General features: G+C 47.0%; 11 protein-coding genes. 8 read left to right on the top strand and 3 right to left on the bottom strand.

The window, feature by feature from the left end; all coding sequences use genetic code 11:
• On the top strand, positions 1-1,708 hold a 1,708-nt coding region (locus A3750_RS02525; protein ID WP_231871680.1), incomplete at its 5' end, for an AMP-binding protein.
• Positions 1,709-1,862: 154 nt separating this feature from the next.
• Positions 1,863-3,536: an AMP-binding protein gene (locus A3750_RS02520; protein WP_068456314.1), complete on the top strand. Its 1,674-nt coding sequence runs from the start codon at positions 1,863-1,865 to the stop codon at positions 3,534-3,536.
• A gap of 176 nt (positions 3,537-3,712) precedes the next feature.
• On the opposite strand, the gene A3750_RS02515 is transcribed toward A3750_RS02520, so the two are convergent.
• Both A3750_RS02515 and A3750_RS02510 read right to left on the bottom strand, forming a co-directional pair.
• Complete coding sequence (locus tag A3750_RS02515; RefSeq protein ID WP_082873173.1) at positions 3,713-5,374, bottom strand: iron ABC transporter permease; 1,662 nt, start codon at positions 5,372-5,374, stop codon at positions 3,713-3,715.
• An 83-nt stretch (positions 5,375-5,457) separates the two neighbouring features.
• Positions 5,458-6,471: a Fe(3+) ABC transporter substrate-binding protein gene (locus A3750_RS02510; protein WP_197466323.1), complete on the bottom strand. Its 1,014-nt coding sequence runs from the start codon at positions 6,469-6,471 to the stop codon at positions 5,458-5,460.
• 190 nt (positions 6,472-6,661) lie between these two features.
• Between A3750_RS02510 and A3750_RS02505 the strand changes: the two genes are divergently transcribed.
• The 6 genes from A3750_RS02505 to queF all read left to right on the top strand — a co-directional run bounded on the left by A3750_RS02505 (position 6,662) and on the right by queF (position 12,230).
• Positions 6,662-7,258, top strand: a complete 597-nt coding sequence (locus A3750_RS02505) for a hypothetical protein (RefSeq protein ID WP_156498325.1) — start codon at positions 6,662-6,664, stop codon at positions 7,256-7,258.
• Positions 7,259-7,404: 146 nt separating this feature from the next.
• Positions 7,405-8,760, top strand: coding sequence for an HD-GYP domain-containing protein (locus A3750_RS02500; RefSeq protein WP_068521728.1), 1,356 nt, complete (start codon positions 7,405-7,407; stop codon positions 8,758-8,760).
• Between the two features lie 142 nt (positions 8,761-8,902).
• The gene (locus tag A3750_RS02495) at positions 8,903-9,523 is read left to right on the top strand and encodes a DTW domain-containing protein (RefSeq protein ID WP_082863394.1); all 621 of its coding nucleotides are present in this window, start codon (positions 8,903-8,905) and stop codon (positions 9,521-9,523) included.
• An 86-nt stretch (positions 9,524-9,609) separates the two neighbouring features.
• Positions 9,610-10,551, top strand: a complete 942-nt coding sequence (locus A3750_RS02490) for an ABC transporter ATP-binding protein (RefSeq protein WP_068458616.1) — start codon at positions 9,610-9,612, stop codon at positions 10,549-10,551.
• On the top strand, positions 10,551-11,324 hold the full coding sequence (locus A3750_RS02485) for an ABC transporter permease (RefSeq protein ID WP_068458615.1): 774 nt from the start codon (positions 10,551-10,553) through the stop codon (positions 11,322-11,324). Before A3750_RS02490 ends, A3750_RS02485 begins: the two co-directional genes overlap by 1 nt.
• 57 nt (positions 11,325-11,381) lie before the next feature.
• Positions 11,382-12,230 (top strand): NADPH-dependent 7-cyano-7-deazaguanine reductase QueF, encoded by an 849-nt coding sequence (queF, locus tag A3750_RS02480; RefSeq protein ID WP_068458614.1) that lies wholly within the window; start codon positions 11,382-11,384, stop codon positions 12,228-12,230.
• A gap of 20 nt (positions 12,231-12,250) precedes the next feature.
• Here queF and A3750_RS02475 read toward each other — a convergent pair.
• The coding region (locus tag A3750_RS02475) for an adenylate/guanylate cyclase domain-containing protein (RefSeq protein WP_068548001.1) at positions 12,251-13,360 on the bottom strand (1,110 nt) is incomplete at its 5' end.

The following is a 13,360-nucleotide window of genomic DNA, read 5'->3' as shown; positions in this document are numbered from 1 at the left end:
TCTCTATTCAAATAATAAACAAAGGAAGGGTCGCATGGGTGTGGGTTCAAAACTTTCGTTGCCGTTGGAGCGGGCTTACAAGTGGGAAAGGGCGAAAGCCGATGAATTGTATCTGACGCAACCGATGGGGGAAGGTCAGGTTCAAGAATATACTTGGAACCGAGCAGTCGGCGAAGCACGCCGCATGGCTTCGTATCTTAAATCTCTTGAGTTACCTCCGAAGAGTAACATTGCCATTCTTTCTAAGAATTGTGCGCACTGGATTATGACTGATTTGGCGATATGGATGGCGGGCCACGTGACGGTCCCGCTTTACCCCACGCTTAATTCTGAAACCGTTCGCTATATTCTCGAGCACAGTGATTCCAAGATTCTGTTCGTTGGTAAGCTCGATGAATGGGACGAGATGAAACCCGGGGTACCCGCCGATCTTCCATGTATTTCCTATCCTCTAAGCCCAGAGAACGACTTCCCAAGTTGGGATGAGATCGTCACTGATCATGCGCCTTTAAAAGAGGAAACTCAGAGGGATGCGCAAGAGCTAGCTACTATCGTGTACACCTCAGGCAGCACCGGAAAGCCGAAAGGCGTGATGGTTTCATTCGAGGCGATGGCCATTGCAGCGAAAGGCGTGGCAGAGGCGCTAGAGATGAAAGATACGGAGCGCATGCTCTCTTACTTGCCTTTAGCGCACGTTTTTGAAAGGTATGCCGTAGAGCAGGCCTCTCTCCATATTGGCTTTCATGTGTATTTTGCTGAAGCGTTGGATACATTTCTGCAAGATTTACAACGAGCTCGCCCGACAGTGTTTATTTCTGTTCCGAGGTTATGGGCCAAGTTTCAATTGGGCGTTTTTCAAAAGATGCCGCCCGAGAAGCTGAAGTTTCTCCTTAGTATTCCAATCCTTTCATCTATCGTGAAAAAGAAAGTCCTTAAAAATCTGGGGCTTGATCATTGCCACTTTGCCGTTAGCGGATCTGCACCGTTGTCTGGTGAGATCATTAATTGGTATCGCGGTTTAGGGCTCGAGCTAATGGAAGGATATGGGATGTCAGAGAATTTTGCTTACTCTCATATTTCGTTACCTGGAAGATCTCGCGTCGGGTATGTGGGGGAGCCCTTGCCGGGAGTCGAGCAGCGAATTTCTGAGAAAGGTGAGATCGAGATACGCAGCCCCGCCTCTATGATGGGCTATTACAAAGATGATGAGAAGACACGTGAGTCATTTACAGAAGACGGTTTCTTGCTAACCGGCGATAAGGGCGAGATAGACGAGATGGGCCGCTTGAAGATCACCGGACGTATCAAGGAGATCTTTAAAACCAGTAAGGGTAAATATGTCGCGCCAGCACCAATTGAGAATATGTTGATGGCCTCAGACGCTCTGGAAGTTGTATGTGTTGCCGGCGCTGAATGTCCTCAGCCTTATGCGATGGCTGTATTGTCGGAGCAATTTCAAGGGCAGCACAAAGACCCTTCTTTGAGAGAAAAACTTGAGCCAGCAATTGAAGCGCTAATCCAAAAAGTGAATTCACGCGTTGATCATCACGAGGCACTGCAGTTTATTGTTATCGTTAGCGATACTTGGGGTATCGAAAATGATTTCCTTACGCCAACAATGAAGATCAAGCGCGATGTCATTGAGAAGTATTATGAGAATAGAGTGACTGGCTGGCAAAAACAGAAGAAACCGATTGTTTGGGATTAATCTCAAGCGAATAGGATTGCCGTAGCTCGAAAATGTGCGGAACATTTAAATTGCTTGTTTCAATTTTTAACGAGTCCTTTTATCATTCGCGATACTTTCGGAAAGTTAACAGTTTTCGACAACTAACAATTCAAATAAAGGCATTCAACCGATTATGACTGCAATTCAGAACGTGACGCTTCCTTTAGAATCTGTTTTTAAATGGGAAAAAGAACGCGCCGATAAAGTCTACATGACTCAGCCTATGGGCAATGGTGTTGTTCAGGAATATACCTGGGCTCGAACTCTAAACGAAGCTCGCCGCATTGCTAGCTACCTTAAAGCTCAGAATTTCCCGCCTAAAAGCAACATCGCTATTCTTTCTAAAAACTGCGCTCACTGGATCATGACCGATCTAGCTATTTGGTTGGCGGGTCATGTGACTGTTCCTCTATACCCAACGTTGAACGCCGATACGGTCAGCTACATTCTTGAGCACAGTGAGGCGAAGGCGATTTTTGTCGGTAAGCTGGACGATTGGGAAGATATGGCGCCCGGTGTTCCGGACGATCTGCCACGCATTTCTTACCCTTTGAGCCCGAAAAACGATTACCCTACGTGGGATACTCTTGTCTCTGAAAACGAGCCGCTGGAAGGTGAAGTGCAAAGAGACGCTGATGAACTAGCGACAATCGTGTATACATCAGGTAGTACTGGTCGACCAAAAGGTGTAATGCTTTCATTTGGCGCATTAGGTATCGCCGCCTCTGGCGCGGCACAGGCCCTTGAGTTGTATCCTGAAGACCGTATGTTGTCCTATCTCCCGCTGGCGCATGTATTTGAGCGATATGTTGTTGAGCAATCATCTTTCTTCAGAGGTTTCGAGCTGTACTTTGCAGAAGATTTGAATACCTTTTTACAAGATCTGCAACGTGCTCGTCCAACTGTCTTCGTGTCTGTACCTAGATTATGGTCTAAGTTCCAGCTTGGCATCTTTAAGAAAATGCCACCTAAAAAGTTGAATCGTCTGTTGAAGATTCCAATTTTGTCTGGGGTGGTCAAGAAGAAGGTCCTCACGGGTCTGGGCCTAGAACACTGTCGATTTGCTGGCAGCGGCTCTGCACCTCTTTCAGAAGATATTATCAATTGGTACCGAAGCTTGGGCCTCGAGTTGCTCGAGGGCTACGGTATGTCAGAGAACTTTGCTTACTCACACATTTCTTTGCCTGGGCGGTCTCGCGTAGGTTACGTTGGTGAGCCTTTACCTGGGGTTGAGCAACGTATTTCTGAGATTGGAGAAATCGAGGTGAACAGCCCTGCAAATATGATGGGCTATTACAAAGACGATGAGAAGACCAAAGAAAGCTTCACTGAAGACGGTTTCTTGTTAACAGGTGATCGGGGTGAGATTGATGATCACGGTCGATTGAAAATCACCGGTCGTACCAAGGAAATCTTTAAAACCAGCAAAGGTAAGTATGTCGCACCGGCGCCGATCGAAAATAAGATTATTAGCCACAACGAGGTCGAAATGGTGTGTGTCGCAGGGGCCGAATGCCCTCAGCCTCATGCCTTGATCCATCTTTCTGAAGAGGCGCTTCCGCAAAGAGATGATCCAGCGTTTAGAGAGCATCTAGAAGCTAGTCTCGTAGAGCTGCTGAATAAGGTGAATGGGACAGTGGACCCTCACGAAGCGCTGCAGTTTGCGGTGATCGTGAAAGATACTTGGGGCATTGAGAATGGTTTCCTTACGCCCACTATGAAGATCAAACGAGATGTCATTGAAGGCCAGTACAAAGATCAGTTAGATGGCTGGTATGCTGGTAAGGCGAAGGTTGTCTGGGAATAACACTTCAATACAGTTGCATTTAAAGGAGCTTGGGCTCCTTTTTTGTGCTCGCGTAGTGGCTCAGCGAACAAGCACGAAGGGCATCTTGAGGCTTCTCTGAAGATGAGTGGGCCGAAACATAATCATAGTTGAGGCATGTAATTGTATTTGTAACTCTTTGCTCTTCTTTTTGCTTACTATGATCTGTTGATTGATTTGTTAAGCAGTATCACCGGCACCATACCGACCAACACAATCACGAGCGCAGAGAGCGCACACTGCTCAATAAGTTCGTCTGATGCAAATTGATAGACGTGCGTCGCGAGAGTCTCAAAGTTGAAGGGTCTGAGGATAAGTGTTGCCGGCAGCTCTTTCATACAGTCTACGAACACAACCAAAAGAGCTGTTAGTGCGCCCGGTTTGATGATCGGCAGGTGCACTCTCAGGAACGTCTCCATGCTTCCTTTACCAAGCGACCTAGATGCCATGTCCATAGATTGTGTGACTTTCTCTAGGCTAGAGTCGATCGCTCCCGTCGCGACCGCTAAGAAGCGCACCGTGTAGGCAAATAAAACGGCAATGATGCTACCGCTAAGCAACAGCCCTGTGCTCACACCAAAGAACTCTCTTGCGAGGCCATCAAACCAGTTATCGAAAGCTGCAAGAGGAATAATCACACCAATTGCCAAAACGGCGCCGGGTACTGCATAACCAAGGCTGGAGATCTGAGTAAGCGCATTGGTCGCTCTGCGTCGATTCAAGCGCTTGGTGTACGCCAACAGACAGCCGATCACAAGGGTTATCAGAGCCGCGCCAAAACTTAAGGTAAAGCTATTGAATGCATATGAAAAGAATCTAGGGGACCAGCTTTGTTCAAAATACTGAATTGCGTAGTTGCTTAGAATGACAACAGGAATTAGAAACCCAAATATCACAGGGGTGGCGGCAAGTGCGCTCGCCAAGTAAGCATGTGGCCCTGTGAGTTTATTTACAGGTAAGCCAGACGTACTAGATTTGGCTGAGAAGGTTTGTTGCTGATTTCTAGAGCGACGCTCTAAATAAATCAGTAGGGTGACAGCGAGCATCATGACGGTCGCTATTTGCGCTGCACCGCCAATATTGCTCATGTTTAGCCATGTGTCGTATAAGCCCGCCGTAAGAGTTTGAATCGCAAAGTAATCGACGGTGCCAAAATCATTCAGAGTTTCCATTAACACGAGTGACAATCCTACGACGATGGCTGGTCGAGCAATAGGGAGTGAGACGCGAAAGAAAAAAGCCAATGGGCTAGAGCCTAGACTGCGAGCAGCGTAGTAAAGCGAAACGGATTGTTGCATAAAGGCTGCACGGGCAAGCATATAGATATAAGGGTACAGTGTCAGCGCCATTAAAATAATCGCGCCCGCCATGCTACGGACTTCTGGAAAAAAATAATCGCGGCTTGTCTGCCAACCAAAAAGCTCCCTTAAGGATGACTGAAGAGGGCCGGCATACTCAAGAAAGTCGGTGTAGACATACGCAATGACATACGCTGGCATTGCGAAAGGAAGCAGTAATGCCCAGTTAAATAAGCGTTTTCCTGGGAAGTCGTAGTGGCTTATTAGCCAAGCGGATCCGATGCCAATTAAGACACTTAGCGTTCCGACGCCCGTCATTAATATGAGCGTGTTTTCAATGTAGACAGGTAGAACGGTATTCAGCAGGTGGGGCCAGATATTGTCGTCGGGAAAGGCCGCTAAATAGATGACTGATGCGATTGGTAGTAAAACGATGGTTGCGACAAGAAGAGCGCTCGCAAACCAAGAGTGTTCCGTTCGAAAGGTAGGAGTTTGCCAACGCTTTAAAGAGGATGTAGTCAACGTGTTAGGCTTTTAATGTTATGACTGAGCACAGCATTATAATCGAAAAGCGACCAGATAGGCCGCTTTTCGTCGTCTTCTGTTTATTGATCAAAGCCTACTTTATCAACCAATTGAGCTGCCGCTTTGCGTAAGCTAGCGATTTTGCTCAGTGGCAGTTCATCCGCTTTAAAATCGCCCCATGACGCAACCAATTTGCTTGGTTTAACGCTTGGATTCACTGGGTACTCATAGTTTTGCTCTGCGTACATGGTTTGAGCTGCATCGCCTGTCAAATACTCCATTAGCTGAATAGCATTCTGTTTGTTTGGAGCACTTTTTGTCAGCGCCATACCACTAATGTTGACGTGAGTGCCACGCTCTTCCGTGTTCGGGAAGGTGATTTGAACAGCTTCCGCCCACTTGATTTGCTCTGGATCGTTAAGCATTTTTCCCAAGTAATAATTGTTACCTAATGATAGGTCGCAAACGCCTTCGTAGATGGCTTTTACTTGAGCTCGATCGTTACCTTGAGGCTTTCGAGCAAGGTTTGATTTTACACCGCGAAGCCAAGTTTCCGCTTCTGCTTCTCCGTGATGAGCAATCATCGACGCGATAAGCGCAAGATTGTATGGGTGCTTTCCGCTGCGCGTGCAGATCCGGCCTTTCCACTTTGGATCTGCCAAATCTTCATAACGCTGAATTTCTGCAAGGTTTACACGCTCTTTTGATGCGTAGACAGATCGTGTTCGCGTCGTCAAACCAAACCACATATTATCCGGATCGCGATATTGGGCAGGAATATTCTTGTTTAGAACGTCCGACTCGACTGCCTGGGTGAGCTCGTTTGCAACAACTTCGTTCAAGCGTCCTATATCCACAGTGAAAATGAGGTCGGCCGGAGAATTGGCGCCTTCTCGTTTTAATCGCTCAGCCAAGCCTTTTTTTGCGAACACAACATTGACCTCAATGCCTGTTTCGTCGGTAAAGCCTTGAAAAAGAGGTTCAACAAGAAATGCTTGGCGGTAGGAATACACATTCACCTCTTCCTTAGCGAGCGCAGGGAGCGCCACTGCCGTAATCATGAGGGAGACTAGTGTTTTAACCATAAAACGCATTGATGTTTTCCTTTTTGCTAATGAGAATGATTTTCAATACTACGTTCATTTTCAAATAAATCAATAGTCGCTGGATGATTTTTTTAAATTTGGTCAAAGCGTAAATCTTGTTTGCCCTTATACTTCGTACTATATCTCTGATTTATCGACAAAAAATTTGGGCAGTATGGTTTTTAAAAAGATAGCAAAAGTGAGTTTTCTGATGGTTTGTGTGGTTCTCTTTCAGGGCTGTGCGACATCGAGAACGACCACTCACTATGGGTTTTTTGAGGCAGAAAACTCAGCAGGGGAGCTGCGCCAGTTTCGTTTGATTTGGGAAGTCATAGAGGTGGAAGGTTTTAATGACCGCCGGCGATATAGCACTCCGTTGATGCTGGAAACGCAATGTAGTGAGCGGGTTTTGCGATTTTATGACGAAAATTACCGTTCCCAACGCTCCTGTATGGCAAACGATGAGCTAGGTATCGCGTTTTGTGGAGCTCCAGGGTTAGATATTGATCATCGGGCCTTGCCGATCGAACAGGGCAAGGCCTGTGCTTATGCAAGTGATGCGAGAGGTTCCGCAGAAATTACCTTGTTGCGCGACGAGGTCCAGATAACTATGCGTTGCCAGCCGAAAGAAACTCAGGAGAGGCAAGGGCGAAAATGGATCAATCAGGACTATCTAAAGCCGTCCGTTATACCCTATGTAGTCGCCACGAAAAGTGTCGCGGGCAGTGACAGAGACGGTCACGTTCCAAAGCTTTGGAATCACTCTTCTGTTTGCGATCCGGATCAGGGCCGTTAAATTTTGCAAATTAGTCCACATTTTTGCTTTAAAACAGCCTGTAATTACCTGAAGTAACACGGGGTTACACTGGGCAGTGGTATTCGCTGTGCCTAGGTCCATAATTGGGGTGAACAACCTTTATTTGGATTTTTGAGTAAGAAGTCATGGCACTAGAGCGAATCAAAACCAACGTTCGTGAATTGAAAATAGGCATGTTTGTCTCGGAGCTAGATTGTCCGTGGCATAAAACGCCGTTTCCAATTCAAGGCTTTATCGTAAAGTCCAAAGAAGAGATGCGATCGCTGCAAAAGTTTTGTGAGCATGTTTTCGTCGATGCGAACCAATCTGAAGAGAGAGATTCGTCAGTTGAACATGATATTTCGAGCGTCGCGTCGCGCGCGCAGCAATCGGGTTCTGCATCGTCTGCAAGGAAGCGCTCTAATGCTGCTGTCGATGTTTCCAAAGTCGTCGAAGCAACACCTCTTGTCGTTAAAGACCCCAAGCAATATCAAGTTGCGGCATCCTTACCCAAGGAAGCTGCGAGAGTCCAAAAATTGTACGGCCGAATTAACGACTCTGTCCGTGAAGTATGTGCGGCAGTTGATCGGGGTGAAGAGATTAATGTGGAAGATATTCAGGGTATCGCGGTGAGCATGGTGGTCAGCGTGGCTCGAAATCCTGATGCGCTGGTTTGGCTTTCAAAGATGGATCAAGATGACGAGTTTGGTTATCAACACGTGGTTCGTGCTTCTATCTGGGCTTTGGTTTTTGCGAGACATCTTGGGCTCAGCAAGAGTTTAATGAAAACGCTCGCTATTGGTGTACTGCTGTCACATGTCGGCAAAACGAAACTAGAGCCTGCTCTTCGGGATCCTCAAGCTTTGAGCGATGATCAAATGCAGGATTACCAACGCTATGTGGAGTTGGGTCTTGCCGAGCTATCTAACACCGCTGATCTTGGAGATGGTGTTCTTAGTGTTGTTGAGTTTCATGCTGAACGTAATAACGGCTCTGGATTTCCGAAGGGGGTGACGGGGGAGCGCATTCCATTACTCGCTAAAATTGCTGGCTTGGTGGACTGCTATCAGGACATGATTACACCGCGTGGCGATAGGCTTGGTCTTTCTCCAAAAGACGCGGTCTCTTTTTTGTATGAGCAACGAAATATTTTATTTCAAAAAGACTTGGTTGAACGTTTTATTGAGGCAATCGGTGTCTTCCCTACGGGCACTCTGGTCGAACTTAATAGCAACGAAGTTGGCATTGTGACGGGGCACAATAGCGAACGTCGCTTGCTGCCCAAAATTATCGTTGTGACGGACGCAACCAAAAACAAGCTGAAAGCGGGCCGCCGGGTTGACCTTCTTGAGTGGAACGCCAGCCAAAAACCACAACACGCGCTGTATATCAAAGACAGCTTACCAAAAGGCGCGCTCGGTATTGACGAGAATAGTTATCTGTTGACGGGCGCCACCTCTAAATGGAGCCTGAAGCATATGGTGTCGAGCTTAACGAACTAACTTGCTCGGTATGAAAACTCGATACTAATTCTGCATTAACGCTGCACTCACTCCGGATTTATTTTCTACTAAACCGCCTCTTTTCTGGTAATGTCCGAGAAATCTTCTTGAATTCTCGGTCTTGTTATTCGGTGTATGCTTGATGTCTAGAAAGACGTGCGGTGCTTGTCGCCGTCCAATCAAAAGTTGCCTCTGCGGTTTTATTCAAAGCCAGAACACTAAACTGCCCGTTCTGATCGTCCAACATCCGGACGAATCAAATCATCCGTTTACCACTGCCTACTTGGCGAGTCTCGGTGCGAGTAGTGTGCAGCTTTGTTGCGCTCTTGATTTAACTGAGCAGCAATGCCGCTCTTTGTTGCATCTGAATCCGGCGGATGATTTAGCATTGCTGTACATCGATCATCATTACGATGAGCATGACGCCCGCACCATTGATTGCCTCGTCCCAGAATCAATCGACCTAATCGCTGATTTATCTGGGCTTGTTGTGCTTGATGGAACTTGGCGGAATACGCGAGAGTTGCTGCTTCGCAATACATGGCTAGCGACGCTAACAACACTTAGTTTGAAAAATTTAGAACAGAGCGAGTACACCATTCGCAAAGGCGAGGACAATACCGTGTGCACCCTTGAAGCGATCGACAGACTTCTTCGTATCGCGAACCCTAAATTTCAGAGTGACCTATACCTAAGGCCGATGCGAGAGCTGGTTCGTCAGCAGGATCAATTTAAGTTGGGCGAGAGGTCAGGTAACTCTTAGGTGCACTAAATCAGTCCAATAGCTTGAAACCTGCGTTATAACCCTTATAACTTGGACTCTCCTTAATAAATAACGATGGCTAGTTTATGGCGAACGCGCTCGAGATTCGTGGTCTCAACAAAACGTACGACAATGGTCATGAGGCCTTAGTAGACGTTTCCCTGCATGTTGAAGAAGGCGACTTTTTTGCCTTGCTAGGTCCGAACGGTGCCGGTAAAAGTACAACGCTCGGAATCGTTTCTTCGTTGGTGAACAAGAGTTCGGGTAAAGTTGAAATCTTTGGTTTTGATCTCGATACCGAGTTGGAGAAGGCAAAGACTTGCCTTGGTGTTGTGCCTCAAGAAGTGAACTTCAATCAGTTCGAAAAGGTGGAACATATTCTTGTGACACAGGCGGGGTATTATGGAATCCCAGCAAAAGAAGCAAAAGCAACGGCAGAGATCTATCTTAAAGAGCTTGGTTTATGGGACAAACGAGATCAGCCTGCCCGAATGTTATCCGGCGGTATGAAGCGCAGGGTGATGATCGCTAGAGCGTTGATTCACAAGCCAAAACTCTTGATTCTTGATGAGCCCACTGCAGGGGTGGATATCGAGTTGCGGCGCTCTATGTGGAAATTTCTTCGCGCGATTAATGAAGCGGGTACGACGATTATTCTGACAACCCATTATTTGGAAGAGGCGGAAGAGCTTTGTCGGAATATTGCAATTATTGATAAAGGACGAATCCTCGAACATAGCAGCAAGCGTGATTTGCTGAGCAAGCTCACAACTCAAACCTACGTGCTGGAAACGGAGCCTAAGCTAGAGCGCGCTCCGTCAATCGGGGAATACCAGGTCGAGCTTGCGGCTGATGGCACATTGGAACTCACACTTGAGCAGGAAGATGACTTAAGTGCATTTTTCAAGGCGGCAAGTGATTCGTCTTGGAAAGTCGTGAGTGTGCGAAATAAGAGTAATCGTTTAGAAGAATTGTTTTTGTCGCTCGTAAGCTCTGGTCAAAGTCTGAACGCTGAGGAGAAAGTCTGATGAATGCTCAGCAAATATGGATTGCTTTTACCACTATTGTTGTAAAGGAAGTGCGTCGTTTTACCCGTATCTGGGCACAAACGATGTTGCCGCCGGCTATTACGATGGCCTTGTACTTTGTGATCTTTGGCAACTTGATCGGTTCACGCATTGGAGAAATGGGTGGCTATGATTACATGAGCTTCATCGTGCCTGGTTTGATTATGATGTCGGTGATAACCAACTCCTATGCCAATGTCGTCTCGTCATTTTTTAGTATGAAATTTCAGCGTAGCATTGAGGAGCTGCTTGTCTCTCCCGTCCCTAACTGGGTCGTCCTGAGTGGCTATGTTGCCGGAGGAATGGCGCGCGGGGTTGGGGTTGGTCTCATTGTTACCTTGCTGTCTCTGTTTTTTACCGACTTGGTCATTCATAACATTTGGATTACTGCGAGCATGGTGCTGTTGACCTCCATTGTGTTCTCCCTCGGCGGGTTTATTAATGCAATCTTTGCGACCAAGTTTGATGATATTTCCATTGTTCCGACTTTCGTATTGACGCCGCTGACCTATCTCGGAGGCGTGTTTTATAGCATCTCTTTGTTGCCGGAGTTTTGGCAAACTGTTTCGCAAGCGAACCCGATCTTGTACATGGTGAATGCGTTTCGATATGGCATTCTTGGGGTGAGCGATATCGACATTCGATTTGCGTTTGTCATGGTTCTGTTTTTTATTGTTGTTTTGTTTTCGGTATGCCTGTATTTGCTGTCAAAAGGCAAGGGTATTCGAAGTTAGAGTTAGCGAGCGCTATCTATCTTTATGTTGCTTGAAAATGGGGTTTGGTGAAAGCGAATGGCCATCGTACAAAATAGTCAGTTAGGGAAAGAAACCACCTATGTGGATCGTTATGACCCGAGCCTTTTGTTTCCAATTACTCGGTCTGAGAGCCGTGCTACGCTGGGTCTTGTTGACGAAGCCGTGCCATTTTACGGCGAAGACGTATGGACAAGTTTTGAGGTGTCTTGGCTTGAGCTTGGGGGAAAACCCTGTGTAGCGGTTGGTGAATTTCGTATCCCATGTAACTCGCCCAATATCATCGAATCGAAGTCCTTCAAACTGTACCTTAACTCGTTTAATCAGGAGCGTTTTGACGCTGTGGACGATGTAGTTCAGATCATGCAGAAAGACCTGAGCGCTGCTGCTGGAGCCGCGGTTAAGGTTGAGCTGAGAAGCTTGGCTGATATTCAGCCTATCGAGCGGCCTAAAGGTGCGTCGATTGATTGCGCTCCTGTTGAGTGTTTTGTTTATGAGCCGGACGCAGATTTACTGGAGCTAGAGGCTGAGCAAAGCGAGTCTGTAGAAGAAATCCTGTATTCTGATTTACTACGCTCAAATTGTCCGGTGACAGGCCAGCCAGACTGGGGGACGGTCGTCATTCGTTATCGAGGACCAAAAATAAATCAGAGTAGCCTTCTTCGCTATGTTGTTTCTTTTCGGACCTGTCAGGATTTTCACGAACATTGTGCAGAGAGAATCTTTACTGATTTGATGGCCAAGTGTGGCTGCGAGGCCTTGAGCGTAATGGCGCGTTATACGCGACGAGGTGGCTTGGATATCAATCCATATCGGGTCAGCGAAGGCTTTGTGAGTGAGTCTAAAGACGCTTTGTCCTGCCCTCAGACCAGGTTCGTTCGCCAGTAGTTTAGAGCTAGACGGTCGATTTAGGTTCGATCTTTTAGCTTATCGGCGGCGCGCTCTAGAGCGCGAACGACTAAATCTTTTTCCTCATCGGTGACTTTGTCTGTGTCGAGATATAAAGCAAAGCCGCCGGTTTCGTGCTCTATAAAGCTTTGTCCGGCACCGATATCTCTCCTGAAATCGACAATCTGATAGATGGGTACGGGGCGCGAAAACCCTTTTACTGTAATCTCGCCCTTGTCGCGACACATGACTTTATCTTTGACGAGTGAAAATGTTTCATAAGAAATCAGAATTTCGCCCGGGTCAGCCAGTGCCTCGAGACGTGATGCAAGGTTGACCTCTTTGCCGATGATCGTGTAATCCATCCTGTTTTCTGCACCAAAGTTACCAACGGTACTATATCCGGTACTGATCCCTATGCGAATTTGCAGCGGCGTTTTTATGCCTTGGCTTTGCCACTTCTGACGAAGGATCTTCATGTGCTTACGCATTTCTATCGACATCGCAACGCAGGCAAGCGTATCTTCTTTTGGGCCTCTACTTGTTGGGTCGCCAAAGAAAATCATAATTGAGTCACCAACAAATTTGTCGATGGTTCCGCCATACTTGAGGGCGATTTGCGACATTTCGTTGAAGTAGGAGTTGAGGAGTTCTGTCAGGCTTTCTGGCTCCATTTCTTCTGCGAGTTCGGTAAAGCCTTTAATATCAGAAAAGAAAATGGTCAGCTTTTTACGCTGGGTCTCAAGTCGAACATCCCGCTCGCCGGTAAAGATCGACTGCCAGACTTGAGGTGATAGGTATTTGGCCAGCTTGTGTGACAGAGAGATGGATTGTTCTCGCTGGTGTTGTATTTGGGATTTTGCTTTGACGAGTGCTTTTGCTTGCTGGTGCGTGTAGTACGCCGTTACAGCGACGTACACACCTGCACCTATACCGGCGACAAGCGTCACAAGGGCTGGCTCATCGGGTTTGAACTCCAGACCAAAGACAAACGAGGAAACGATCAGAGATAAAAATGTCGTCAAGCTTCCAAGAGCCAGAAGACGGACTCCGCCCACAACAATAAAGCTGAAACAGAGCATGATGACAGAGAACAGAGTGGCACTGAGGCTAAATTTAATCAGTAGTAG

Source organism: Oleiphilus sp. HI0079 (assembly GCF_001635105.1).
The sequence above is the reverse complement of the archived record's forward strand: the minus strand, read 5'-3'. Positions and strand labels throughout refer to the sequence as shown.

Excerpts from the sequence above, each read along its gene's own strand:
- A3750_RS02510 (WP_197466323.1), bottom strand. The coding sequence starts at position 6,471 with ATGCGTTTTATGGTTAAAACACTAGTCTCCCTCATGATTACGGCAGTG.
- A3750_RS02520 (WP_068456314.1), top strand. The coding sequence starts at position 1,863 with ATGACTGCAATTCAGAACGTGACGCTTCCTTTAGAATCTGTTTTTAAA.
- A3750_RS02490 (WP_068458616.1), top strand. The coding sequence starts at position 9,610 with ATGGCGAACGCGCTCGAGATTCGTGGTCTCAACAAAACGTACGACAAT.
- A3750_RS02485 (WP_068458615.1), top strand. The coding sequence starts at position 10,551 with ATGAATGCTCAGCAAATATGGATTGCTTTTACCACTATTGTTGTAAAG.
- A3750_RS02500 (WP_068521728.1), top strand. The coding sequence starts at position 7,405 with ATGGCACTAGAGCGAATCAAAACCAACGTTCGTGAATTGAAAATAGGC.
- A3750_RS02495 (WP_082863394.1), top strand. The coding sequence starts at position 8,903 with ATGTCTAGAAAGACGTGCGGTGCTTGTCGCCGTCCAATCAAAAGTTGC.
- queF (WP_068458614.1), top strand. The coding sequence starts at position 11,382 with ATGGCCATCGTACAAAATAGTCAGTTAGGGAAAGAAACCACCTATGTG.